Source organism: Eubacterium sp. 14-2 (assembly GCF_000403845.2).
In the GTDB taxonomy this organism is placed as follows: domain Bacteria; phylum Bacillota; class Clostridia; order Lachnospirales; family Lachnospiraceae; genus Petralouisia.
In genome coordinates, this window is sequence record NZ_KE159568.1 from 856,841 (window position 1) to 882,580 (window position 25,740).

Below are 25,740 nucleotides of genomic sequence, written 5' to 3' on the forward strand. Positions count from 1 at the left end.
TTTCTGCCGGACGGATTACCCGCGGCGCCCTGCCAGTGTGCCATTTAGGCTGTTATATGCTATTTCCTGACACCGGAGCAAAACACAATATGGTAAATTTTGTTATTTTTCTGGAATGTTTTGGCATTTGCCTGACTGTAATAGCGCTGCTGCTTCTCCTGAACGGAGATGGCACAAGAGAACAGAAACTGTTAATCTTTATTCTGTGCGGTTCACTGATACAGAACGCAGGTTATTTACTGGAACTGACGGCCCCCACCGTGGAAGCTGCCATGACGGCAGTAACGGTGGAAAATATGGGTTCTGCCTTTGTTCCCCTGGGTTATTGCTGGTTTATTTATATTTACTGTTATATCACTCCTCCGAAGACACTTTTAAACGTTCTCAGCGTAATCAGTTTCTTTCTTCTGCCCACAGTCTTTTTTAACTGGAACGGCCTTTTCTATCAGGAGGTCCGATGGCTGGCAGATACGGATGGATTTCATTATGTCAGTATTACCTATGGCCCGCTGTATGTGTTTTTTCTGTTCAGCCGTATTGTCATTCCCTATGCACTTTGTATCTTTACATTACTGAGCGCCATCCGCGGACGGTCGGATCAGCAGGTCAACCGCCAGTACTGGACAATTCTTGGAATTTCCACCCTTCCTGTTATTGTACTGATCGCCTATATCTTTAAACTGGTAAAAATATTCGATTTCACACCGGTGACACTGACCATTTCCATGTCTCTTGTGGTCATCGTGGTCTGGAGCCGGCGTAATTATGATTTCCGCCATCTGGCGGCGGCAAAGGTTCTGGAAAGTCTGGGCGACGGCGTAATCACCCTGGACGACCATGACCGGCTGGTCAGCTATAACAAAGCGGCGGCAGAAATCTTCACCCGTCTGCCTGCCCACAAGCTGGGAGAAAATATCCGGGTAGTGGAAGATTTTCAGGAGGAAATGCTGAATGAAAACGTTACCCGGAGTTTTTCCATCAACGGGCGGCATTATGAAAGCCACAGCAGGCATATTGTGGATGAAAACGGCAAAATACAGGGCTGTACTATTTTAATTCTGGATATGACCGATACAAAGGCCTATATCAATGAAATCAAGCGCGTACGCCAGCAGGCAGAAAAAGCCAGCATTGCAAAAAGTGAATTTCTTGCCAATATGTCCCACGAGATACGCACCCCCATGAACGCCATTATCGGCCTGAATGATATTATCATGGAAGAATGCGGGGATACGGAAATCTATGCCCATGCCAAAGATGTGCAGTCTGCGGCAAAAAATCTGCTGGCAATTATCAATGACATTCTGGACCTTTCCAAAGTGGAAGCCGGTAAAATGGAACTGGTGTACGAAAATTACTACATAAAAGTGATTGCAAACGAGATTGTGGGAATCATGGATATGGCGGCTTCCCAGCGGGGAATTATCCTCAAATATGAGTGCGACCAGACGATTCCCTGCCGCTACAACGGCGATGACGGAAGAATCCGGCAGATTCTGATTAATATTCTCAACAATGCCATTAAATTCACGAAAAAAGGATATGTACGGGTATATATAAGCGGAAAACCAGGGGCAGACAAGGAACTACTGTTACAATTACCATTCCTCAGAAAATCGTGGACAGACGCCCGATTTCGGAAATGCCGGAACTTCCGCAGACAGAACAGAAACTCACAGATACTTTTACCGCCCCTGGTATCCGGGTACTGATTGTGGACGACAATGTCATCAACCGCAAGGTTGCCAGAGGATTTCTGAAAAATTACGCCTTTGATCTGACAGAAGCAGAAAACGGACCGGAAGCCATCGAACTGGTGCGCAATATCCGATATGATATTATCTTTATGGATCATATGATGCCCGGCATGGACGGCATTGAGGCGGCGGAGATTATCCGCAGAGACTGTGGGGAAAACGGAACCACACCTGTTATGGTTGCACTGACCGCCAATGCCATGGAAGGTATGCGGGAGCATTTCCTGAAATGCGGTTTTCAGGATTTCATTTCCAAACCTCTGGACAGAAAAGAGCTGAACCAGCTTCTGCTGCGCTGGATTCCGGAAAAACACAGAAAGCAAAAAGAGCTTCCGGAAGAAGCCAGACCTCTGGACCCGTCAGAATTTAAGATTGACGGGTTGGACATAAACGCCGCCATGGAATATTTTTCCGGCGATGAAGACAGCTTTGTGGATTTGCTGGAGCTTTATTGCATGGATGGAAAACGCAAAACAGCGCTTCTGCATGAACTTGTGGATTCAGATATTTTACATTATCAGATAGAGGTACACGGACTTAAGAGCGCTTCTGCCAATATCGGAGCCATGGAGGTTTCAGCCATGGCCCGTGCACAGGAAAATGCCGCCGCACAGGGAGACAGCGCATTTATCACGGAACAGTTTCCGGTGCTGATGGCTGAATATGAAACCCTTCTGGCAAATATCGAACAGTTTCTGGAAGGACGCAGACAGGAAGATGACGGAGCAGAAAAACTTCCCGGTCTGCCGATTCAGGAGCTGGCAGAACAGACTGAGGCAGCTCTGGAAGAACTGAAGCATTTTCGCTCCCGGAACTGTGCGGAAAGAGTGGAGGGAATGCTGCTCCATGAACTGCCGGAAGAAGTCGGAAAACGACTGTTGCAGATACGGGAGCAACTGAGATTATATGAGGATGACAATGCGGAAGATTTGCTGAGTCAGCTTCTGAGCATACTCAAAAAGGAGGAGGAAGTCAAATGAGTCAAACAGAATGCAGCGATTCCAGAAAACGCATTTTAGCGGTAGACGATAATGCTATTGTCTTAACAAGAATTTCAAATATCCTGCAGAATGATTATGACGTAATCACGGTCAATTCAGGAATACGGGCTTTAAAGTATCTGGAAATGGAAAAACCGGACCTGATTCTCCTGGACATTCAGATGGAACAGAAGAACGGTATCGAAACCCTGCAGGAAATACGCGGAATGGATGATATGGCTGACATACCGGTTATCATGCTTACCGGCGTGGAAGATAAGGACTTTGTCCTGTCCAGCGCCAGACTGGGAATCTGCGATTACATACTGAAGCCTTTCAGTACTGATAATCTGATTAAAAGAATCCGCCGGGTCTTTGAGCCGGAAAATACCGCAAATGTGGAATCATGATATAAAACCCTGTGATATAAACAGTCATTGTTTTTTACACGGTCTCTGCCCCTGCATAACCCGCAGGGGCCCTTTTATTCATCTGTTTGCCTTTCAGTCAAAGTATTTTCACAGGATTTCATTCATGCTTCCGGTGCGGTATCCCTCCAGATCCAGGGACACATAGGTAAATCCGTATTCCCGAAACTGCCTGATAACCCCCTCCCTGATTTCTTCCTGAAACAGTCTGGTAAACTCTTCAGGCAGCACTTCAATTCTGGCCATGGTACCGTGTATCCGGACTCTGAACTGGGAAAATCCCAGCTTAAGCAGAAGCTGTTCCGCCTGTTCCACCATGGCAAGTTTTTCTTCTGTGATGGTTTCTCCATAAGGAAACCGGGAAGCAAGACAGGCAAAGGACGGTTTCTTCCAGGTAGCCAGTCCCATTTCTTTTGACAGCAGCCGGATTTCCCCTTTGGTCAGTCCGGCTTCCCGCAGAGGGCTTCTGACGCCAAGCTCTGCCACTGCCTGCATACCGGGTCTGTAATCCCCCTCATCATCCACATTGGAGCCTTCCGCCACGCAGTTTATCCCCTGCTTTTCTGCAATTTCCCTGACTGTTTGAAGGAACGTTCTTTTGCAGAAATAACAGCGGTTGGGAGAATTCTGCCAGAAACCCTCAATTTCCAGTTCCCGGAATTCAAAAACAATCTGGCGGATTCCCTCTTTCCTGCAGAATTCCTCTGCTTCCTCCAGTTCCCGTCCCGGAAAGGCGAAAGACCTGGCTGTAACCGCAAGTACCTGTAAACCAGGAACCTCCTTAGCTGCTTTCAGCAGAAAAGTGGAATCCACGCCGCCGGAAAAGGCCACGGCCACACTGCCCATGGAGCTGAGATTCTGTTTTAACCGTTCCAGTTTTCTATTTGCTGCTTCTTTTGCTTTTTCTGTCATAATTTCCTCCGTTTTTCCGGTTCAGACAGCCTCAGGCGGTAAAAACACCTGGGCTTAAATCGTAATCTTTCTGATTTCCTGATATTTTTCTGCAAATTCCGTGAGATGAAACAGTTCTTTTCCCTGAGACGTCCGCACCAGCATTTCCAGGCGGATACGGTTTCCCTTTTTTACCGTGCGGAATTTCAGAATCCGGCACTGGTAAGTCTCTTCCAGTTCCTTTTTTATCTCTCCGCCAATCCGGCTTCCTGCATCCGTGGTGAAAATATATTCCACCTCCACCTCGTACACATCTTTTATAATATGGGAGAGTTTGCCCTGACGCCCCAGAAAAATTTCCACCAGCACCACAATAACCGTGGTACAGATTCCGATGAGATACAGGCCTGCTCCCACTGCCATGCCCACGCCTACCGTAGCCCAGATTCCGGCCGATGTGGTGATTCCGCTTACATTTTTATTGCGGGAAAAAATAACCCCGGAACCCAGAAATCCAATGGCGGCCACTGCTCCCGCTGCAATTCTGGCAGGATCCACCCGCACATACTGCCCCACCACGTCCTGAAATCCATATTTGGACAGCACAATCATCAATGCCGAGGAAACGGCCACAATCACATGGGTGCGAAGGCCCGCTGTTTTCTTCCGGCTTTCCCGCTCATAACCTATCAGACCGCCGCAGAAGCCTGCCAGCAAAATTCTGGCCATCCATTCTGTCTGCCGTATGAAATCTGTCAGCTTCATATCATCCCTCCTTCTGTGGGAAAGTATACCACATTTCTCTCTGCTTTTGGCAGGAAACTTCCCTGTCCTTTTGAATTCCTTATTGAAAAAATGCATTTGCAGGCATATAATGATACTCGGACCTGAAAAGAACCTCACAGTAAGGAGATCATTATGAAACATTTAATAATACCGGACAATTACCAGCCTCAGCTTGATTTACACGATACCCAGGTTGCCATCAAGACAGTGAAAGATTTCTTCCAGAATCTGCTGTCGGAGCGTCTGAATCTGCAGCGTGTATCCGCACCCCTGTTTGTTGACCCGGATTCCGGCCTGAACGACAACCTTAACGGTGTGGAACGCCCGGTTACGTTTGGCATTAAGGAACAGAATGAAAAAGCTGCGGAAATTGTGCATTCCCTGGCAAAATGGAAACGTTATGCACTGAAAAAATACGGTTTTTCCCTGGGAGAGGGGCTTTACACGGATATGAACGCCATCCGGCGGGACGAAGAAACAGACAATATCCATTCCATTTTTGTAGATCAGTGGGACTGGGAAAAAGTCATTTCCGGAGAAGACCGGAATATGGAATATTTAAAAGAAACGGTTCGGAATGTATACAAAGTCCTCCGCAAAACAGAAAAATATATGGCTATCCGCTATGATTACATAGAGGAAATCCTTCCTCCTGATATTTTCTTTCTCACCACTCAGGAACTGGAAGACCGGTTCCCGGAATCTGCCCCCAAAGAACGGGAACTGCTGATTGCCAGAGAAAAGGGCGCTGTATGCATTATGCAGATTGGTGACAGACTGGCCTCCGGGGAACCCCATGACGGCAGAGCTCCGGACTATGACGACTGGGCCCTGAACGCTGATATTGTGGTATATTATCCGGTTCTGGACATTGCGCTGGAGCTTTCCTCCATGGGAATCCGGGTAGACCGTCAGGCTCTTCTTGAGCAGCTTGAAAAAGCCGGCTGTCCGGAACGGGCCGAACTTCCCTTCCAGAAATCCATCCTGCGGGAAGAGCTTCCCTTTACCATCGGCGGCGGCATCGGCCAGTCCCGTATCTGTATGTTTTTCCTGCGGAAAGCCCATATCGGCGAGGTGCAGTCCTCTCTCTGGAAAGAAGACGTGATACAGGAAACAGAAAAACACGGCATTCCCCTGTTATAGCAGACATCAGGAGGAGCATCCGGCAAAACAGGATGCTCCTCCTCAATAAGGCCCCTTTACGGGGTTCTTTTTTACTGCTCTATACATGTCTCCCGGACAATTTTTCTTACCCGCAGCACCATGGACGGAGATACTGACAATTCATCCACACCCATCTTCAGGAAGGTTTCTGTCAGGCTCAGATCTGCCCCCAGTTCTCCGCAGATACCTGCCCAGATACCTGCTGCATGGGCATTTTTCACCACCATCTCAATCATACGCAGAACTGCCCTGTGATGAGGGTTATAGAAGTCTCCCAGTTTTGCATTCTGCCGGTCCACAGCCAGGGTATACTGGGTCAGATCGTTGGTTCCGATGCTGAAAAAGTCTACTTCTTCTGCCAGTTCATCACTGACCATCACCGCTGCCGGCGTCTCTATCATAACCCCCAGTTCCACCTCTTTAAAGGGAACGGAAAGTTCGGTCAGTTCCTGTTTCACTTCCTCCACAATTTCTTTGATTTTTCTCACTTCTTCCACAGAAGTAATCATGGGGAACATAATGGCAATCTGACCATAATTAGAAGCCCGATACAGGGCCCGGAGCTGGGTTTTAAAAATTTCCGGCTGTTTCAGGCAGATACGGATGGCCCGATAGCCCATGGCCGGATTTTCTTCTTTGTCCAGATTAAAATAATCCACCGTCTTATCTGCTCCGATATCCAATGTGCGGATAATCACTTTCTTGCCTGCCATATTTTCCGCCACTGCTTTGTAAGCCTTGAACTGATCCTCCTCTGTGGGAAAATCGCTGCTTTCCAGATACAGAAATTCACTTCGAAACAGCCCGATTCCTCTGGCATCATTCTTCAGCACATTGGCCACATCAGAAGGATTTCCGATATTGGCGTAGAGTTTTAAGGGTTTTCCGTCCAGTGTCACGTCTTCTTTGCCCTTCTGCTCCTGAAGCAGCTCTTTCTCCGCCATGCATTCCGCCATTTTTTCTTCCATGCGTTTTCTGGTTTCCTCATCCGGGTCAACATAGATTTCTCCGGTAAAACCGTCCACAATCACATATTTCCCGTCGTATTCAGGATCCAGCACCATATCAGCCTGAATCACCGCCGGAATATCCATGGTTCTGGCAAGTATGGCTGTATGGGAATTGGCAGAGCCCTGTCTGGTCACAATGGCAAGCAGTTTGTCTTTTTCAAACTGCACCGTTTCGCTGGGAGCCAGATCCTCCGCCGCAATCACCACCGGTTCTTTCAATACCTCCGTACTGCTCTGGGTATTGCCAAGAATCCCCAGCAGCCGCTCGGAAATGTCCCGTACGTCCGCAGCCCGCCCCTGCATATAGGCGTCGTCCATGGACGCAAACATCTCTGCAAAGTTATCGCTGGTCTGGGCTACTGCATATTCCGCATTAATCTGCTGCTCTTTTATCATATAGTGGATGGATTCCAGATAGTCCAGATCCTCTAACATCATCTGATGTACCTCAAAAATCATGGCATTGGCTTCCCCCACATCTTTCAGGGCTTTTTCGTACAACTCCTGAAGCTGCTGCAAAGCCAGCTTTCTGCCCTGTTCAAACCGGGCCATTTCCTGTTCCACATCCTCAATATGGCGACGTTCCACCTGGTTTTCATTTTTCTGAAAAATAAAAAGCCTGCCTGCGGCTACCCCGCCAAATGCACTGCTTCCACTGAATTTTATCATTAGGCCGCTCCTTTCCACACGGACAGATTCCGGCAGCTGTGAAGCTGCGGCCCAATTCTGAAGAACCATTCACCGGGCTTCACAACTGCCTGTTTCCAGCTTACTGTTTACAGGTTTTCCTGAAAAAATGCTTCCAGGGTACTGCAGGCTGTCTCCTCGTCCTCCCCTTCAATTTTCACGGTTACCAGGTTATCCTTTTTTACTCCAAGGCTCATAATACCGAAAATCCGCTTTGCGTCCACTTCTTTTCCATCTTTGGCAATGGTAATTTTGCTGGCGAATTTTCCTGCTTCTTTTACAAAAAGTCCTGCAGGCCTTGCGTGGATTCCTTCGGGGTCTGTGATTATGTACTCGAATGTTTTCATGTTTTTTCTCCTTTTCATCTTTTCATTATTATTATCTGAATCCCGGCGCCGGCAGAAATCCGGCGCCTGAACTGAGTTCTTTTTTCTGCAATCAGCCTTCTGCCGCATCCTTTTTCAGCATGCCCAGAAGAACCGCTCCCACAATGGTTCCAATTACCAGAGATACCAGGTACATGGCGGTATTTCCCACCACCGGGAACACGAAAATTCCACCGTGAGGCGCCATCAGGGTACAGTTAAAAGCCATGGACACAGCTCCTGCCACACCGGAGCCCACCACCAGAGCCGGAATCACGTGAAGGGGATCGGAGGCTGCAAAGGGAATGGCTCCTTCTGAAATAAAGGACAGTCCCATAATAAAATTGGTTGGTCCGGATTTTCGTTCTTCTTCCGTAAATTTCTTCTTAAATAACAGCGTTGCCAGTGCAATGGCGCAGGGCGGTACCATTCCGCCAATCATAACTGCCGCCATGATATTGTAATTTCCTGCCGCAATAGACGCGGAGCCAAACACATAAGCCGCCTTGTTGATGGGCCCGCCCAGGTCTGCCGCCATCATGGCTCCCAGAATCACTCCCAGCAGGATGGAGCTGGTACCGTTCATACTGGACAGCCCGTTGTTCAGCAGTGTATTCAGAGCGCCCACCGGAGGCTCAATTACATAATTCATAATCACTCCCATGAAAAACACGCCCAGCAGCGGATAGAGCAGTATGGTTTTGATTCCGTCCAGACTCTCCGGCAGCTTTTCCAGTAATTTTTTCAGGCCGATAATCAAATAACCTGCAAGGAAGCCAGCCACCAGCGCACCCAGAAAACCGCTTTTTCCGCCAGCTGCAATGGAGCCGCCCACAAATCCCACCACCAGTCCGGGGCGGTCTGCAATACTCATGGCAATAAATCCGGCCAGTATGGGAAGCATGAATCCAAAGGCTGTGTCGCCGATTCCCTTAAATAAGGACGCCCCGGAGGTAATGGTTCCGAAATTCCCACGTTCTTCCGGTGAAAGGGCTGACAAATCCACGCTCATACCGTCAATGAGAAATGCTATGGCAATCAGGATACCGCCGCCCACCACAAAGGGAAGCATATGGGAAACTCCGTTCATCAGGTGTTTGTAAATCCGGTGTCCGACGCTTTCTTTTCCGCTTCCGCCGGAAGGTGCGGCCGCTGTTTTATTTCCGGAGTGATAGATTTCCACATTTCCGCTTTCTGCCAGGCGCAGCAGCTCTTCCGCCTTATTAATACCGTCTGATACCTGCCGCACAATCACTTTTTTCCCGTCAAAACGGTCCATGGGCACATTGGTATCCACACAGACAATGATACAGTCTGCCTCTGCTATTTCCGCGTCTGTCAGCACGTTTTTGGCTCCCCCGGAACCTCTCGTTTCTATCTTCATGGAGAATCCCAGTTCTTTTGCTTTTTTCTCCAGTGCCTCTGCAGCCATATAAGTATGGGCAATTCCCGTGGGACAGGCAGTAACTCCAAGCAGTTTCAGTCCTTTCTTCTTTTCGGCTTCCTGCTGCACCGGCTCTGCCTTTTCTTCTTCCTCCGCCAGTTTTTCCTGCTCTGCAGCATCTACATAATGCAGAAATTCTTCAACCGTTTGGGCATTTCTCAGGCTGCCGGTAAATTCTTCGTCCATCAGAAGTACGGACAGGCGGCTTAACACGTCCAGATGTACATTATCTTCCGTATTGGGCGCCGCTATAAGGAAAATCAGGTCTGCCGGTTCTCCGTCCAGAGACTCGTAATCCACACCGTCTTTTAAGACCATGGCTGCCAGCCCCGGCGCTTTTACCGCATCACATTTTCCATGGGGAATGGCGATTCCTTCTCCGATTCCCGTAGTTCCTTCTTCTTCCCTGCGCAGCACCTGTGCTTTGTAGGCCTCCCTGTCGGCAAGTTTTCCGGTGGCTGCCATCAGATCCACCATTTTATCTATGGCCTCCTTTTTGGATTCTGCCTGCCCGTTCAGCTCAATTCCTTCTTTTACAAGCAAATCTGTTATCTTCATTATGGACCTCCTTTTTTATTTTCCTGACTGCTAAAAGACTGAATTCCTGACTCTGCATTTCATACAGGGCTTTACTTCCATCCCATCTGTTCCAGAATTCCGTCCACCTCTGCCTGGGTGGCCAGCCGCTCGGAAAAAGCGCTGGCGCTGCCTGCGGCAATTCCCATGTGAAATGCTTCTTCATAGCTTCTGCTCTTTAAATATCCGGTAATAAATCCTGCCACCATGGAGTCCCCGGCTCCAACGGAATTTACCAGGGTCCCTTCGGGGGCAGGGCTTTCCTGAACGCTTCCGTCCTCTGCCACCAGAATGGCTCCGTCTCCCGCCATGGAAATCAGCACATTTCCGGCTCCCTGTTCCTGCAGTTTTCCTGCATATCTGACAATGGTTTCCCGGCTGTCCATGGGCACGTTAAAAATCTCCTCCAGCTCATGGTTGTTGGGTTTTATCAGAAAGGGGTGGTATTTCAGCACATTTACCAGCAAATCCCCGGTGGCGTCCACCACGGTACGAATCTGTCTGTCCTGTACTCTGGCCAGAATCTGCTCATAACTGGAATCCGGCATACTGTTTGGGATGCTTCCTGCCAGCACCAGCACGTCATCCTGTTTCATAACGTCCAGCTTCCGGTAAAGTTCTTCCAGCGCTTCTTCTGAAATTTCAGGTCCCTGTCCGTTGATTTCGCTCTCTTCCCTGGAGCGGAGTTTCATATTGATTCTGGACATGCCCTGGGGAATCCGGATAAAATCTGTCAGACAGCCCCATTCTTTCAGCCCCCGTTCGATTTCTGTTCCGGTAAATCCTGCCGTAAATCCCAGAGCGGTATTTTCCATTCCCAGATTTTTCAGCACCAGCGAAACGTTTACGCCTTTTCCGCCGGGATATACCAGCTCTTTTGTGGTTCGATTCACCCGCCCCAGGGTAAAATCATCCACGCTCACGATGTAGTCCAGACTTGGATTAAAGGTTACTGTGTAAATCATTTGTGCTCCTTTCCATTTTTGTTATTTTACTGTGGTTTCCATAATATTTTTCAAATCCCGAAAACTGTCATGACGGATTTCTGTGGTAATCAGCTCGGCGTCCTCGATTCCTGCGAAGGTTACTGGCGCTATCTGATTGAATTTGGCGGGATCTCCCAGAATGTAAGGCCTGCGGCACTGTATGACGGCTTTGCGTTTTACCATGGCTTCCTCGATATCCGGAGTGGAAAACCCTGCGGTACGGCTGATTCCGTTGGTTCCGATAAATCCTGTGGTAAAATTAAATTTCTCCAGTTCGGACACGGTCTCAATTCCCACAATGGCTTCCGTGGACAGCTTGAATTTCCCGCCCAGAATATGGGCCTCACAGCCGATTTCCACCAGTCGTCTGGCATGGCCGACGGCATTTGTCACGTAAACAGCCTTTTTTTCCGTAATGAAATCAATCATCCGCTCTGTGGTGGTTCCCGCATCCAGGTACACCAGATCTCCGGGTTTAATCAGGGAAGCCGCATATCTGGCTATGGCTGTCTTCTCCTCCCGGTTCAGGTTCTTGCGGTATTCCACCTCCACGTCTTTGCCGCTTGCATAATAAGCATTGATAGCGGTGGCTCCTCCATGTACCTTATTCAGCCTTCCTTCTTCGTCTAACAGACACAGATCTCTGCGGATGGTGGACTCGGAAGCCTGCAGGTGTTCTGTCAGCTCCTGTACTGTAACGCTGCCATTTTTTTCCACAAGTTTGAGTATTTCTTCCAGTCTTTTTTCCAACAGCATTTTCGTTTCCTCACTTGATTGATTTTGATTGTTTTTGATTGTAATTGTATGATACCATCATTTTCAGTCATTTTCAATCAATATATTTCACAAAAATAAAGAAGTGTTTTTGTGGATAATAAACAAGATAATAAAGGCACTCAGTACACCTTTGTACTGAATGCCTTTTGTAATCTCATATTCAGGTTCTGCCTGGTTTTCAGCTTCTCCCATACACTTCCTTCCACTCCACATCCACACTCTTTCCGATGCTGTGGTAGTATGCAAGGAACAGGAAGATAATGGCCACTCCAAGGAGCCTGCGTATCCTTCCTCCCTGTTTCGCCCAGGACACCAGACGGCTGATAATCTCCTCTTTCTCCTCTTCTGTGATTCCGTTCTCTCCCTCAAAGTACAGGAGCAGGTAGCCAAATCCCGCAATCATGGCCAGGGTGGCGCAGATCTGTATCTGTGTGCTGTCCCCCGTCTTCGGTTCTCTTCCCGGGGGGCTTCCCGGCCTTCCCGGATTTCCCGGTTCAGAATTTCCTGGGACTTCCGCCGGCACCTCCCTCTTTCCGCTGATGTTCAGGGTGACTTCCGCTGCGCTTTCATTCCCCGCCTGGTCTTTTGCTTCCACCCGGAGAGTGTGCTTCCCTTCTCCCTTTATCTTCACGGTAAATTCATATGTATCCACAAAGTCCCCGGCAAAGTCTTCTTCCGGGAGGCTGACCTTTTTCCCTTTGTCCGCCTGGTACCGGATTCCGGCAATCCCTGACGTCACCCGGTCTTCCCTGTTATCCCGGACTTTCACTTTTATTTCCAGAGGTTTTCCTCCTGTGGTCTCCTCTGTTCCCTCAAAGCGGATTTCCGGGGCATTGTCTTCCACAATCACCCCTCCCCCTTCTGCGGTCAGTGTCTTCTGCGGGGATACATTGCCTGCATGGTCGGTACAGGTCAGGTATACTTTTCCCTTAAATTCTTCTTCAATGGATATCCGGGCTTCATAGCTCCCTTTCTCCGCCTCTCCCCGGATACCCCGGAGGATGGCTGCGGAGCTTCCGTATGCCGCCATGGTATCGGGGGTATGGGTTTCTGTAAGCAGCGCCTGTCCGTCCCGTTCTGTCCCGTCTTCCGCCACAAGGAGGTATTCGGCCTTTGAAAGACCGCTCCCTTCCTCTGTCACCGGAACGGTAATGACCATGCTCTCTTTCTGTATGAGCCAGTCCAGGAAGTTCCGGCTTCCTCTGTGAAAGGAGGCTTTTCCCATCTCAGGGGCCAGCTCGTCCGCCCATCTGGCATACAGGGTTGTTTTCAGTGCCCCTGTATTGTTTTCCACCGGGCTTTCAAAGTCCCACAGCCCGGCCTCCAGACCATCCTCATCCACATACCAGCCTTTGAAGCTGTACCCGGATTTTAGCGGATCGGACACCGGATGCAGCAGGCCTCCGTAACGTATTTTCTGTGTGTCCGGGGCTTTCCCGTACCCTCCGTTCAAATTGAAGTCCACTTCATATACATTCCGGTCATAGTACAGCTTTAACACCAGGCTTCCGTCTGCTTCCACCTTCCCTTTGGGCTTCCCGGAAGGATGGGACAGGTTTAGCGTAAATCCGGTGTATGTTTTCTGTCTGGCTTCCACTTCCGTTCCCACAAGATTCGCCAGCAGTTTTGTGTCTCCGTCCATTCTGGTGTAATCCTCTCCCGTCAGGTTCTGGCAGTAGTATTCCACCCGGTAATCCACCACTTCAGAGTCTTCCTCCCAGATGGCATACAGCGTCATATTTTCTTCGGGACTGACCACATCTTCCTTTCCATAACCTGTCCCTTTTCCGTCTGGCTGCGTATTCCATCCCACAAACCGGTAACCTGCACGGGTGGATACCCCTTCAGGAATAAATTCTGCCTCCTGATAAGTGACAGTTCCATGAACGTTGGCATATCGCGCTTTCGTCTCCGGCTCCGGCACATCCTCGCTTCCGTTTCCGTCATAGGTAAGGGTAATGTCTTTCTGATACACGCCATACAGAGATATATTTTCCTTTATCTGAATATCCGTGTCTGCCTCCACGATCCCTTTATATTCAGAAACCGAATGGCTCCAGCCAAGGGGCGTCCACCCGGCCATTTCCTGCAGTCCCGGCGTATGAATGGTCCCTTCCTGCCCGGCAGCGTTCACTTCCACCGTCCTGCTTATCTTTCCTCCCTCACTTCCGGAGTAAAAATCTGCAATCAGCGTCTTTTTCCCATCTGCTTCTTTTTCATAACAGGCATACAGGGTCACACTTTGCTCCGCTGCCAGCAGCTCGCCTTCCTGATAAAAAGTCCCGTTCCCATCTGCCTGTGTATTCCATCCCACAAACCGGTATCCGTTCCGGGAAGGCCCGGCGTCAATGGTAAATACCGCATTCTTTATTTTCACATCATGATATACACTGGCATAACAGAATTCCTTCCCGGATTCCGGTGCACTGCCCTCCCCGTCCATTTCATAGGCAAGGGTCACTTCTTTCCGGTAAACCCCGTAAAATTCCGTCAGGGCATCTGTCAGTGTAAGAGTTGCATTGGGAGCAACTGTATTTTTCTCGAAATCATCCTGTTTCCGGTTCCAGCCAAGGGGTGTCCAGCCGGACAGTTCCTGCAGGTCCGGGGCCGTCAGGGTTCCATCTGCAAAGGTCCGGTCTTCATACAGACCCTCCCCTCCTGAATAAAAACGGGCGGTAAAGGTATCTTTTACTTCCGGTTCAAAGATGGCATACAGGGTTATATTTTCTTCCTCTACTGTAATTTCAGCCCCCGGTGCATAAGGGGTTCCCGTTCCGTCCAGCTGTGTGTTCCACTCTTTAAAGGTCTGGCCTGTGAGGCTTAAGCCTGTGGGTTCTTTTACCGTTACTGTTTCACCGGTATGGTAGTCTGTGTCATCGGTTACGGGCGTACCTTCGGCTCCGTTGCTGTGATAGAAGACGTTAAAAATATCGGGTTTTTCTTTTACTGCATAGATTTCATTATTCTTTTCTCCCACCATTGCATACCACTTGCCCTTATCATCCTGGGTATTATAAATATTTATATTCTCCCTGTCTTTTTTCTGAACCGTATATCCATCTTCCCCTTTTATAATGGGCTTTCCCTCCCATAAAGAAGTAAACACTTTAACAGGATGAACCAGCGCTTCTCTGCCATACATGAAATTAGCCGGGCCAAACACCTCTATGCTGTCTGTATAAGAAATGAGAGAATCATCAATCCCCTGAAACTCCACATCTCCTTCCAGATAAAACTTTCCGTCAGAACCTTCAGAATAAATGGCTCCGCCAGGGTCAGGAGAGGTATTATTGCTGAAAACACCTCCTGACACCGTCAGGTTTTTTTTATTATAAATACAGCCTCCCTGCCTGGCTGAGTTATCCGTAAAGGTTCCTCCGTTGATGGTTACAGTTCCAAAACTGTTATAAATGCAGCCTCCTTTTTCTCCCGCTGTATTACTTTCATACACTCCTCCATTTATAATAATACGATTGCTGCTCCTGTTTCCATTATGAATACAGCCCCCTTCTTTTGCCGTACTGTTATTACGAAAAGTTCCCCCGTTTACAGTCACAGTTCCGGCGTCATTATAAATCAGGCCTCCTGCTTCTCCTGCTGCATTATTTTCATATACTCCTCCATTTATGATTAAGTCACTGCCGCCCACATAACCGGAACCATCATTTCCGACTGCTCCACCCTTCCAGGGTGTGGAACAGTCTTTTATCGTTACATCGTTAAATACACCTCCTTTTGAAGAAACAGCTGAAAATGCCACACCTTCTTTAGATTTCATATTTTGAATGATACATCCTCCATCCAGTGTGACTTTTCCATAACAGTATATAAAGGGCATTCCACCAGGAATATTCTTCCCATCCAGGGTAATTTTCCCGTTTATTTCAAAATCTTTTCCCGGAGCAAAATAAGCATTTTCAGCCGCTTTTACAATGGTTCCTTCCCCTGTTATTCTGATATCCCTTTCCACTGTTACCATTCCGGTCAGTGTCAGTGTGGCATTGTTCTCTAATACAAGATCCCCGCCTCCCAGATTTCCTGCTTTCCATACCGTATCCTGGGTAATCACGCCGCACTTTGGATCTTCTCCCACTTCTTCCCCTTCTTCTCCTTCTGCAGTTACAGCAATTCTTTCCTCCGGAATCTTATCCATCTGCAGATCCATGTCTTCCGCAAAATCCCGGTCTGATTTACTTTCCTCCAGAAGATTTTCTTCCGGCTCCTGCAAAGTCTGAGCTGATTCTTTTCCCGGAACCATAACACCGGCATGTTCCATTGTTACACTTTCTTCTGCCTGAACTTCAGAACCATAAGATTCCACCGGAAGGGACACCAGAAGCAGGCAGATGCAGAGCACACATGACAGCAGTTTCTGCCGGATTGGATGTCTTCCGGGCTTTAATGGTTTTTCCGGAAAATTTTTCTTCGTCCTTTTCATATCGTGACACACTCCCTGTTAAAATTTTATTCTTATGTAATATGGGCACAGCCGCGTCACCGCGCAGCCGGTTCCCTCAGTCAATCCCGTTCAGTTCCTGATACAGCCGCTTTGCATGGCTGTCTGTCATGCCGCAGATATGGTCGGTTACCAGAAGCAGACGCAGATACAGTTTTTCCCTTTCCTTCTCCTCCTCCGAAAGAGGGGAAGCATCCGCCTCGTCTGCAAAGCGGTGATAAATGGCTTTATAATTATCAGACACCAGGGCCATCATTTTCCGCTGTACCTGCGTCATATCTTTTTTGGTATCATAATACAATACCGCCTGAACAAAATGTTCCAGCAGAAAATCAAGCACCGACTGGGCTGCAATTTCCAGTTTCAGAATAGGCTTTATCTGAAAGGCATACCGATACGCAATATCCCCCAGGGCCTCCATCATTGCCTCTCCATCCGTTCCGGTCAGCAGATCCTCCCCATGGGCTCCGTAAGTCCCCGCCATCAGTTCATGATAATTTCGGATAAAGCTGTCGGTGGCGGCATTAATCATCCAGCCCTGAATATAGACCGTCCAGTTCTGCACCGCATTCACACCTGGCTGCTTAAGCCCCCGCTGTTTTGCCCTCTCATATTTCCGTTCCAGGCTTTCCCTCATCTTATCAAAACTTTCTCTCTGATTTTTCGGCAGCTTCTCTGCCGCCTGCTTAAGTTCTGCCGCCAGTTCCCCGTAAGACAGACAGCCCTTTTTTACCGCATCTTCGATATCGGCCGTTTTATAGGCGATATCGTCTGCCGCCTCCAGTACAAAGGCCAGGGGATGGCGGTTTCCGAAAGTTCCAAGGCTTTCCTGTAAGTCTGCAAACAATTCTCGCTCCGCATAATAATAGCCCATTTTCTTATATCTGATATGAGCATTCTTTTTGATTTCCAGAGAAGAAGCGGGATATTTTATGACGGCGCCAAGCAAAGCCTTTGTCAGGTTCATTCCGTTCTCATCCACCAGGTAATGGAGCCTGGCCACCAGCCGAAGGGCCTGGGCATTTCCTTCAATACTGAAAAAATCCTGCCGCATCTGTTCTGTCAGAATTTCGCTGAGAAGCTGAACTTCTCCGTTTTTCCTCTCATAGGAAATCCGGGACAGATTTGTCCGGAACCAGTCCCGGATGGCAGTTTCTCCAAAATGTCCGAAAGGGGGATTGCCCATATCGTGCAAAAGGCCGGCACACTGGAGAATATCGCCAGGAACGTTCTGATACTCCGGCAGAAATTCCGGATCGATGCCTTCCATCAGCAGCCGTTTGCTGATGTTCTGCCCCAGTGATTTTGCAAAAGAGGACACCTCCAGAGAATGGGTCAGCCGGGTACGGATAAAATCGCTGTTATCCAGGGGAAATACTTGGGTCTTATCCTGCAGACGCCGAAAGGAAGCGCTTCCGATAATCCTGTGATAATCTTTCTCATATTCCGTCCGAAAATCACCGGCCCCGGAGCTTTTGTAATTTCTCATTCTTTCATCGCAGAGCAGTTTTTTCCATTCCACTTTATTCCCTCTTTTCCATCTGTTCGTGTTCCGACTTTATTTCCTGAAACAGCTTTATCACATTCCACTCCTGATTGGCCGGAGTCAGCACCGCCTTATAAGGTACGGGGCCGATTCCGGATTTGCGGATTGCCTTTAACACCCCATCCACCCTGGAGTTGGACAGGCCTGCCATCAGAATCATTTCTCCTGCCAGTTCTTCTCCGGTATAGATTTCATCCACAGGCAGAATCTCTTTATTTCCCGCCAGATAACCTGCGGGCTGGAGATAATCTTCCCGTACCACTTCCCTGATTTTCATGCCCAGGGGAAGCAGGGCCCTGGTCAGTTTGTTCCGTCTGTCTTTATCTGAAAAATGAAACAGTAAAATTGTCTCTCTCATGATTTCCTCCATTCTGTGAGCTTTCCGCACAGGCAGGCAGTGAAAGAACAGATTTTTCACCCTTTCTCCTCCCAGTCCAGAAGCATACTGTTAGTTTTCAGCCAGCTTCGGCGTTCCCGGCAGTCAGGCAGAATCTGTTCCACCAGCTTCCAGAACTGTACCGAATGATTCAGATACGCCAGATGACACAGTTCATGCACTGTCACATAATCCAGTATTTCCTTTGGAGCCATCACAAGCCGCCAGTTAAAATTCAGATTTCCCCTGCTGCTGCAGCTTCCCCATCTGGTCTTCTGATTGCGGATGGCAATGCGGTTTACCGGCCCGATTTCTTTTCCGGAAGCTGAGGCCAGCTGAACCACCAGCGGATAATATAATCCCACCTGCCTGGAAAATATCTGTCTGGCCTGCTGAATATACCATTCTTCCAGCTTCCGTTTCACCTGGCCAAAATCTGCCGCTTCCATCAGAATCATTTTTTTCTCATGGTCCAAAATAACCCCAGGGGGTTTTCCTGTCTGCTGTTCAGATGGAAAAGACTTTAAGAATTCCAGACGGTAAGTTTCTCCTCCAATCAGAAAACAGTCTCCTTCCCGAAACGTATGAACCGGTTTCTGCTGCTGACGCGTATGGAGTTCAGACCGTTTTTCTTCAATCCAGTCCGATTTCTGGCGGATGAACTGGTCAATCTGGTGCTTCGGCAGCCAGTCAGGCGCCTTCACCTGTATGATTCCATCCCTTCCAATTACAATGGAAAGGCTTTTTCGTTTACTTCTCTTTAACTGATATGTTTCCATATTCCTGTCCTGTTGATATTATTTATAAACCTTCAGATATATGGTTTATTATAACTTTAATGACCTGCCTTGTCAAAAGCAAATAACGGATACCCGTTCTGTATGGTACATTTTCATTGTATCCTTTATTTTTCAGCATACACCTTTTTCCCTCCTTTTTCATATATTGTAGGGATAACTTAAATTGGAGGAAGCATATGGCAATATTATCCATTGCAATCCTGGGCGGCGACCTGCGGCAATGTTATGCCGCAGAGTATCTTCACAGCTGCGGCTGGAATGTAACCTGCTTCCATACCCTGAATTTCCCCTGCGATTCCGGTATCATTCTGGAAAATTCTCTGCCTCAGGCACTGAAAGAGGCAGATATCATACTGCTTCCCACACCTGTTTCCAAAGACGGCGTTTCTCTGTTTCAGGCAGACGGAGAAAAACCTCCCTGTCTTCTGGAAGAATTATGGGATTCTCTCCATTCCGGCCAGATTATTGCCGCTTACAGCCTTTCTCCGGCACAGACCCTGATACTGGAAGAAAGGAACTGTCAGGCATTCCAGTTCTCCCGGCTTCCGCTGTTTTCCAGAGAAAATGCTCTGCTCACAGCAGAAGGCCTTCTGTCGGAACTCATTCGATATACACCCTTTTCCCTGTCTTCTGCCAGGATTCTTCTGCTGGGATACGGTTGCTGCGGCAGCGCTGCCGCAGATCTTCTTCATCCGCTGTGCCGCAGCATTTATGTGCTGGAACAGAATCCGGAACAACAGAGAATGGCCGAAAAAAAGGGAATCTGTCCCATTCAGGAAGAAGACTTCTCCACGGTCCTGCCCCATTGCAATATGGTAATCAACACCATACCTGCAGAGGTTCTGAAACCTGAGCAGATAAAAGAGCTTCCCGGCTCCTGCCATATATTCGACATTGCCTCCCCGCCCTTTGGTTTTCCGGATGATATGACAGAGAAATACCTGCTGCCCTGTTTCCGCCTTCCAGGCCTTCCGGGAAGGTTTTCCCCTGTCACCTCCGGACAGCTTATGGGAAAAATATTAGAAAGGATCACAGATTATGTCTTATGATTTTCATGATAAATCCATTGGCATCGGTTTTACCGGTTCCTTCTGCACCTACGAAAAAATTTTCACCGCACTGGAAGAGTTAAAAACCACTGGAGCCAGCCTGCTCCCGGTATTTTCCACAAATGCTTCCAGTCTGGATTCCAGATTCGGCACCAGCGCCTCTTTTCTGGAACGGGCCCGCGCCCTCACCGGAAAGGAGCCCATTACCACCATTCCGGGTGCAGAACCCATCGGCCCCAAAGGTCTGATGGATATCCTGGTGATTGCTCCCTGTACCGGAAATACCTTATCCAAACTGGCCAACGGAATTTCCGACACCCCGGTGCTGATGGCGGCCAAATCCCATCTGCGCAACAACAGGCCTCTGGTACTCTCCCTGTCCACCAACGACGCGCTGGGCATGAACCTGAAAAACATCGGTATCCTGCTGAACACCAAGAACATCTATTTCGTCCCCTTCGGACAGGATGACTATCAGGCAAAACCCAATTCCATGACTGCTTTCACCGAACTTCTGGCAGAAACCATTGACTGCGCCCTTTTGGGCAAACAGATTCAGCCGGTTATCCGCAGTCCCCATGGACTGAATCCCGTAAAAATTTGAATTATTGATTCCTGTTATGTATAATGAAACTGTATCAGAAAAAATTTCAAAAGGAACAGAATGAAAAATACAGATATGAAAAAGAACACAGATAACGAAAAACTCCTTGCTGCCATACTCAGGCAGCAGGAAGAACCCGGCAGGGCACAGAAGCTGTCCGTGGTCTGGCGTCTGAGTATCCCGGCCATTCTGGCACAGCTTACTTCCATTATGATGCAGTACATCGACACTGCCATGGTGGGAAATCTGGGCGCAGGAGCTTCAGCGGCTATTGGTCTGGTTTCTACCACCACATGGCTCTTAAACGGCCTGTGCAGCGCCCTGTCCACCGGCTTTTCCGTTCAGGCTGCCCAGAAAATCGGAGCCGGACAGGAACAGGAAGCCAGACTGATTTTAAAACATGCACTGATTACCGCACTGATTTTTTCCGGAATACTGATGACAGCAGGTATTGCAGTCAGCGGTTCTCTGCCTCTGTGGCTGGGTGCAGGAGAAGACATACGGCAAAATGCCTCCGGCTATTTTCTGATTTACGCCTGCTCCCTTCCGGCTTTTCAGCTGAACAGCCTGGCCGGTTCCATGCTGCAGTGCAGCGGAAACATGAGGACCCCGGCCATACTGGATGCTGTTATGTGCGGCCTTGACGTATTGTTCAATCTGCTGTTTATCTGGCTCTGGGGCGTGCCTGGAGCGGCTCTGGGCACTGCTCTTGCCACCCTTGTCATATGTACCGTAAAACTGTGGATTGTAACTTTCCGTTCCTCCACGCTGAATATCCGAAGAAAAGAACCCCGGATGTTTCAGAAAAACATTCTGTACCGTATGGTCCGCATCGGACTTCCCATGGGCTTTGAGCATATTGCCATCTGCGGAGCCATGATTGCCTCCACCCGTATTATTGCTCCCCTGGGTACCGTTGCCATAGCGGCAAATTCCATTGCAGTGACAGCCGAAAGCATCTGCTATATGCCCGGTTACGGCATTGCCGCAGCGGCAACTGCTCTGACGGGCCAGAGCATCGGCGCAGGAAGAAAAAATCTGGCCAGAAGTTTTTCCGGTTTATCCATCCTGCTGGGTTGCCTGATTATGACAGCGGCGGGAATCCTGATGTATTTTCTATGTCCGGCTATTTTCCGTATGCTGACGCCGGACCTTCAGGTACAGCAGCTGGCTGCAGAGGTACTGCGGATTGAATTATTTGCAGAACCTCTCTTTGCCGCGTCCATCGTGGCCTCCGGAGCCCTCTGCGGTGCAGGAGATTCTCTGATTCCATGCCTTTTAAATCTGGCCAGTATCTGGGGCGTGCGTCTGCCCCTTTCTGTCCTGCTGGTAAGGCAGTGGGGACTCCAGGGCGTCTGGTTCGCCATGTGTGTGGAGCTGTGCGTCCGGGGACTGCTGCTGGTCTTCCGGCAGCAGCGGTTTCAGTGGCAGGGCTGAGCCTGCACTTTTTGCAGATGCTGTTTCAGTCTCTGCCGGCGGCAGATGTATATTCCATCATCTCATAACGGAGCATGGAATCCTCTGCAATTTCCGGCGGAAGCAGCGCCCGCGCCACACATTTCAGTTCTTCCTGGGGATTGTCCACCTGCTGCAGATAGGCATAATCTCCGTCAATACGGGCTACTTTATAATCTATGGGGCCAAAATTCATGATTATTCTCCTTTCTTCTGAGACAGGGCCATAATATCACGAACTTCTTCCAGAGGAAGCCTGGTATACTCACTGAGCTCCTGCATGGCCGGAATGGTACCATTCTCCTCAGCCAGCGCTTTCCGTGCCTCATGAAGCAGATTGACTTTGGCCAGAATGGTATGTTCGCTGTTATCCATGCCTTCGGTTTCCTGCCGATACTGTTTCATGGCCTCCCGCACAAAGGATTCCAGCCTGTCCTCCAGGGCCTGCCTGTCATGCAGCAGTTCTTCGTTCTGTTCCCCTGTTCCCAGCAGTTCTTCCATCCCAATCAGCAGTCCCATATTTCCTTCCTGCACCAGATCTTCCACCAGTACCCGGCCCGTAACGTAATCTGCGGCAATCTCCGTAATCCTTTTCAGCCACTGGGTGGAAATATCTGAAACCGCATTCCGTTCCCCGGCCAGCAATTTCCGGTACAGTTCCATTTTCCCTTCCTCAGGCAAATCCGGGATTTTCCCGATTTCACTGAGGTATAGCTGAAAATGACGGGAATGGGAAGCCTTCTTTCCGCCTCCTGCAGATTTCCGCCCTTTTGGCTGTTTCTCCTTCCCGGCTTCCTCAATGGCTCCCTCCTGCTCCGAATCTTCCTGCGGCCTCAGCAGATACTGATAAATCATCTCCTGCTGCTCGGAAGACAATTCCATGTCCCTGAAATAATCCTGTATTTCCTCCCGCGTCATTGGCTCCGGAGCAGCCTTTGCAATCTCCTGTACGGAACGAAGCGTTTCCATGAATATGTTTCTGTCTACCATAACTCCCTCCTGATTCTGTCAAATCTGATACAATCCTCCCTGTAATACATAAATCTGAGTTTTATACTATAGTAACATATTGGAAATTTCATAACAAGAGTGCAATTGGCCTGGATGCCCGTGCAGCTGCCTTCTGCTTACAGATTCACCGGAGGTCTGCAGCTTCCGTCCCGGCAGATATACAGAGTGGCCCGGTTATTAATCCTTTCATATTCCCGGCTTTCTTCCCACAGTACCACAATATCCGCCTCTCTCCCGTACTGTTTCCGCAGTTTTTTCAAATCTGCTTCTTCTTTCAGTACCCCTGTGATGTGTTCCGGCGGATTCTGATACTGCAGCGCTGCCAGCAGGGAAAAACACTGCCCCGCCGGATATTTCTCCGCAAAAGCGGAAAGATAGCCCAGCTGGCGGACTGCCGCTTCCCGGAAGGTTTCTTTTCCGGTAATCTGCCATAATTTCACCAGATTCCATGCCATAACGGAATTGCCGCTGGGAACAGCCCCGTCGTAAGTTTCCTTAAAATTGGCAATCAATGTTTCATTTTCCCTTCCGCAGAAATAAAATCCCCCTTTTTCCCGATCTTCAAAAAGTTCCAGAGCCTTCCGGCAGTATAGTTCCGCCTGCTCCAGATATTTCTGCTCCAGCGCCCCGCCATACAGCTCAATCAGACCGAAAATATAAAAAGCATAATCTGCCAGAAAGCCTTTCCCCTGACATCTGCCCTGACGGCAGCTCACAAACAGAGTATCCTTTCCCGTCATTTTCCGTTCCAGAAATTCCAGGGCCGCCCTGGCCTGACGCAGATAGCTTTCCTGTCCGAATACCCGGTACATTCTGGCAAAAGCCCCAATCATCAGCCCATTCCAGGAGGTGAGAATTTTATCGTCCAGAAACAGGCTGTGACGATGTTTCCGATAGGCATATACTTTGGGCAGAAGCCGTTCCGGCTCTGTGTGGGAGTAATCCCCTTCTGCCTCCTGCAGCATTTCTTCTTCCAGATCATCATTCAGGCGGTTTGGTATACTTCCCCCTTCAAAATTTCCTTCTCCGGTAATATTAAAATATTCATTGAATTTTTTTCCGGCAGACTCTCCCAGCAGAGAAGTAAGCTCCTCACAGGCAAATACATAATATTTCCCTTCCACACCCTGGCAGTCCGCATCCTGCGCGGAATAAAACCCTCCGTGAGAATCCGTCATTTCCCGCTGAATATACTGGGCTGTTTTCCGCGCCACTTCCCGGTAAATTTCCTTTCCTGTAAGGGAATAAGCCTGGGTATATGCCATAAGCAGCAGTGCGTTGTCATACAACATTTTTTCAAAATGGGGCACCAGAAAATATTTATCTGTGGAATACCGGGAAAATCCGCCTCCAATATGGTCAAAAATCCCGCCCCGATACATCTGTATCAGGGTTTTTTCCGCCATTTCAAGGGCGCGTCTGTCCCGGTTCACCCGGTAATATTCCATCAGAAACAGCAGATTATGAGCCATGGGAAATTTGGGCGCATCTCCAAAGCCCCCGTTTATCTCATCAAAATTTCTTTTAAACCAACGAACAGCCTGAAGGGACAGATGCTGCCAGGACAGATCCGAGCTTCTGAACGCCTGCTCCTCCTGAAGCTGTCCTTTCAGGGCGTCGGCCGACCGGAGCAGTCCTTCCCGGTCCTGCTGCCAGCGGTTTTTCACCGCACGCAGCAAATCCAGGAACCCGATTCGCCCGTAAGAGCCATATTTCGGAAAATACGTTCCCGCATAAAAAGGTTTCTGCTCCGGCGTCAGGAAAACACTGGCAGGCCAGCCGCCGCTTCCGTTAAACATAACACATGCTTCCATATAAATACTGTCAACATCCGGGCGTTCTTCCCGGTCCACTTTTATGGATATAAAATTCCGGTTCAGTTCCTCCGCCACCTCTTTGTCTTCAAAGCTCTCATGGGCCATCACATGGCACCAGTGACAGGTGCTGTAGCCAATACTCAGAAAAACCGGCTTATCTTCTGTTTTCGCCCGTGCAAAGGCCTCCTCGCACCAGGGATACCAGTCTACCGGCTGCTCGGAATGCTGCAATAAATACGGACTTGTCTGATTTTTTAAATGATTTCTCAGTTTTATCACCCCAGTCTGAAATACTTCGGTCATACCTGCTTTTTAGTATCTGTTTTTTCTGTAATTCCAAAACTGTAAAGTTATGGTACTTTTAGCCTGTATGCGCAATTCTCCTGCAAAATCACTTGAAAGCGCGTCCAAAAAATGATATTATCAAAGAAAGTTCTATATTATAAATAAAGATTAGGGTGTCAAAAGCACCTTTGGTGCTACGCTCATACCATATATTGTTATTGCAAATAAATTTGCACATTAATATATGGTATAGAGCGGGTGCGTTGCACCCTTTTGACATCCTAATCAAATAAAGGAATAAAACATGCAAAGAACAACCATTAAAGATATCGCCGCTGCCGCAGGCGTCTCACACACTACCGTATCTTATGTGCTGAATAAGAATCCAAATCAGAAAATTTCAGACAAAACCCGCAGAAAAGTAATCGAAACAGCCCGAAAGTGGTGGCGCCCCTCGCTTCCCTTCGGCGGCAGGTCGTCGAAAGGCATG

The 25,740-nt window shown here is 48.7% G+C and carries 23 protein-coding genes; 8 read left to right on the forward strand and 15 right to left on the reverse strand.

The features are described 5' to 3' along the window. Window positions 1-89: 89 nt before the first annotated feature. Genes C805_RS27195 through C805_RS20915 form a run of 3 tightly spaced genes read left to right on the forward strand, consistent with a single transcriptional unit; the run spans window position 90 to window position 3,147 of the window. Window positions 90-1,712 (forward strand): histidine kinase N-terminal 7TM domain-containing protein, encoded by a 1,623-nt coding sequence (locus C805_RS27195; RefSeq protein WP_016216003.1) that lies wholly within the window; start codon window positions 90-92, stop codon window positions 1,710-1,712. Further along, the gene (locus tag C805_RS27200; protein ID WP_242832705.1) at window positions 1,619-2,737 is read left to right on the forward strand and encodes a response regulator; all 1,119 of its coding nucleotides are present in this window, start codon (window positions 1,619-1,621) and stop codon (window positions 2,735-2,737) included. Before C805_RS27195 ends, C805_RS27200 begins: the two co-directional genes overlap by 94 nt. Then, window positions 2,734-3,147, forward strand: a complete 414-nt coding sequence (locus tag C805_RS20915; protein WP_016216005.1) for a response regulator — start codon at window positions 2,734-2,736, stop codon at window positions 3,145-3,147. The genes C805_RS27200 and C805_RS20915 overlap by 4 nt, the downstream gene beginning before the upstream one ends. Before the next feature lie 108 nt (window positions 3,148-3,255). Here C805_RS20915 and larE read toward each other — a convergent pair whose 3' ends face one another. Then, window positions 3,256-4,077 carry an ATP-dependent sacrificial sulfur transferase LarE gene (gene larE / locus C805_RS20920; RefSeq protein WP_016216006.1) on the reverse strand — a complete coding sequence of 274 codons (822 nt, stop codon included), beginning with the start codon at window positions 4,075-4,077 and terminating at the stop codon, window positions 3,256-3,258. Between the two features lie 54 nt (window positions 4,078-4,131). After that, window positions 4,132-4,821 carry an MgtC/SapB family protein gene (locus C805_RS20925; RefSeq protein WP_016216007.1) on the reverse strand — a complete coding sequence of 230 codons (690 nt, stop codon included), beginning with the start codon at window positions 4,819-4,821 and terminating at the stop codon, window positions 4,132-4,134. A gap of 153 nt (window positions 4,822-4,974) precedes the next feature. Here C805_RS20925 and asnA point away from each other — a divergent pair, with 153 nt between their 5' ends. After that, window positions 4,975-5,985, forward strand: a complete 1,011-nt coding sequence (gene asnA / locus C805_RS20930) for an aspartate--ammonia ligase (protein ID WP_016216008.1) — start codon at window positions 4,975-4,977, stop codon at window positions 5,983-5,985. 71 nt (window positions 5,986-6,056) lie between these two features. Here asnA and ptsP read toward each other — a convergent pair whose 3' ends face one another. The 10 genes from ptsP to C805_RS20975 all read right to left on the reverse strand — a co-directional run bounded on the left by ptsP (window position 6,057) and on the right by C805_RS20975 (window position 19,008). Beyond that, window positions 6,057-7,685: a phosphoenolpyruvate--protein phosphotransferase gene (gene ptsP, locus C805_RS20935; protein WP_016216009.1), complete on the reverse strand. Its 1,629-nt coding sequence runs from the start codon at window positions 7,683-7,685 to the stop codon at window positions 6,057-6,059. A 107-nt stretch (window positions 7,686-7,792) separates the two neighbouring features. Further along, entirely contained in the window at window positions 7,793-8,050 is a 258-nt protein-coding gene (locus tag C805_RS20940; RefSeq protein ID WP_016216010.1) for an HPr family phosphocarrier protein, read from the reverse strand. 91 nt (window positions 8,051-8,141) lie between these two features. Further along, on the reverse strand, window positions 8,142-10,070 hold the full coding sequence (locus C805_RS20945) for a PTS fructose transporter subunit IIABC (RefSeq protein WP_016216011.1): 1,929 nt from the start codon (window positions 10,068-10,070) through the stop codon (window positions 8,142-8,144). A gap of 71 nt (window positions 10,071-10,141) precedes the next feature. Beyond that, window positions 10,142-11,053 (reverse strand): 1-phosphofructokinase, encoded by a 912-nt coding sequence (gene pfkB / locus C805_RS20950; protein ID WP_016216012.1) that lies wholly within the window; start codon window positions 11,051-11,053, stop codon window positions 10,142-10,144. 21 nt (window positions 11,054-11,074) lie between these two features. Next, a complete protein-coding gene (locus tag C805_RS20955) occupies window positions 11,075-11,830 on the reverse strand; it encodes a DeoR/GlpR family DNA-binding transcription regulator (protein ID WP_016216013.1) in 756 nt (251 codons plus the stop codon). Window positions 11,831-11,917: 87 nt separating this feature from the next. Then, window positions 11,918-12,043, reverse strand: a complete 126-nt coding sequence (locus C805_RS27370) for a hypothetical protein (protein WP_016216014.1) — start codon at window positions 12,041-12,043, stop codon at window positions 11,918-11,920. Further along, on the reverse strand, window positions 12,030-16,289 hold the full coding sequence (locus C805_RS20960; RefSeq protein WP_016216015.1) for an InlB B-repeat-containing protein: 4,260 nt from the start codon (window positions 16,287-16,289) through the stop codon (window positions 12,030-12,032). Before C805_RS20960 ends, C805_RS27370 begins: the two co-directional genes overlap by 14 nt. Window positions 16,290-16,365: 76 nt before the next feature. Beyond that, window positions 16,366-17,829, reverse strand: coding sequence for a deoxyguanosinetriphosphate triphosphohydrolase (locus C805_RS20965; protein WP_016216016.1), 1,464 nt, complete (start codon window positions 17,827-17,829; stop codon window positions 16,366-16,368). Between the two features lies 1 nt (window position 17,830). Then, complete coding sequence (locus tag C805_RS20970; RefSeq protein WP_031201610.1) at window positions 17,831-18,211, reverse strand: DUF3783 domain-containing protein; 381 nt, start codon at window positions 18,209-18,211, stop codon at window positions 17,831-17,833. Window positions 18,212-18,267: 56 nt separating this feature from the next. Further along, the gene (locus tag C805_RS20975; RefSeq protein ID WP_016216018.1) at window positions 18,268-19,008 is read right to left on the reverse strand and encodes a M48 family metallopeptidase; all 741 of its coding nucleotides are present in this window, start codon (window positions 19,006-19,008) and stop codon (window positions 18,268-18,270) included. Window positions 19,009-19,205: 197 nt separating this feature from the next. Here C805_RS20975 and C805_RS20980 point away from each other — a divergent pair, with 197 nt between their 5' ends. From C805_RS20980 to C805_RS20990, 3 genes are read left to right on the forward strand one after another with little or no spacing between them, the layout of a single operon-like run. Further along, window positions 19,206-20,078 carry a dipicolinate synthase subunit DpsA gene (locus C805_RS20980; RefSeq protein WP_016216019.1) on the forward strand — a complete coding sequence of 291 codons (873 nt, stop codon included), beginning with the start codon at window positions 19,206-19,208 and terminating at the stop codon, window positions 20,076-20,078. Continuing rightward, window positions 20,068-20,682, forward strand: coding sequence for a dipicolinate synthase subunit B (locus tag C805_RS20985; protein WP_016216020.1), 615 nt, complete (start codon window positions 20,068-20,070; stop codon window positions 20,680-20,682). The genes C805_RS20980 and C805_RS20985 overlap by 11 nt, the downstream gene beginning before the upstream one ends. 60 nt (window positions 20,683-20,742) lie before the next feature. Further along, window positions 20,743-22,119, forward strand: coding sequence for an MATE family efflux transporter (locus C805_RS20990; protein ID WP_016216021.1), 1,377 nt, complete (start codon window positions 20,743-20,745; stop codon window positions 22,117-22,119). Between the two features lie 25 nt (window positions 22,120-22,144). Here the strand turns inward: C805_RS20990 and C805_RS20995 are convergent, their stop codons facing one another. The 3 genes from C805_RS20995 to C805_RS21005 form a co-directional block, all read right to left on the reverse strand. Then, window positions 22,145-22,333 (reverse strand): hypothetical protein, encoded by a 189-nt coding sequence (locus tag C805_RS20995; protein WP_016216022.1) that lies wholly within the window; start codon window positions 22,331-22,333, stop codon window positions 22,145-22,147. A 2-nt stretch (window positions 22,334-22,335) separates the two neighbouring features. After that, the gene (locus C805_RS21000; protein ID WP_016216023.1) at window positions 22,336-23,127 is read right to left on the reverse strand and encodes an RNA polymerase sigma factor RpoD; all 792 of its coding nucleotides are present in this window, start codon (window positions 23,125-23,127) and stop codon (window positions 22,336-22,338) included. Window positions 23,128-23,264: 137 nt separating this feature from the next. Continuing rightward, window positions 23,265-25,268, reverse strand: coding sequence for a thioredoxin domain-containing protein (locus C805_RS21005; protein WP_016216024.1), 2,004 nt, complete (start codon window positions 25,266-25,268; stop codon window positions 23,265-23,267). Window positions 25,269-25,554: 286 nt separating this feature from the next. Between C805_RS21005 and C805_RS26035 the strand changes: the two genes are divergently transcribed. Further along, window positions 25,555-25,740: LacI family DNA-binding transcriptional regulator (locus C805_RS26035; RefSeq protein ID WP_016216025.1), on the forward strand; the 186-nt coding region annotated here is incomplete at its 3' end.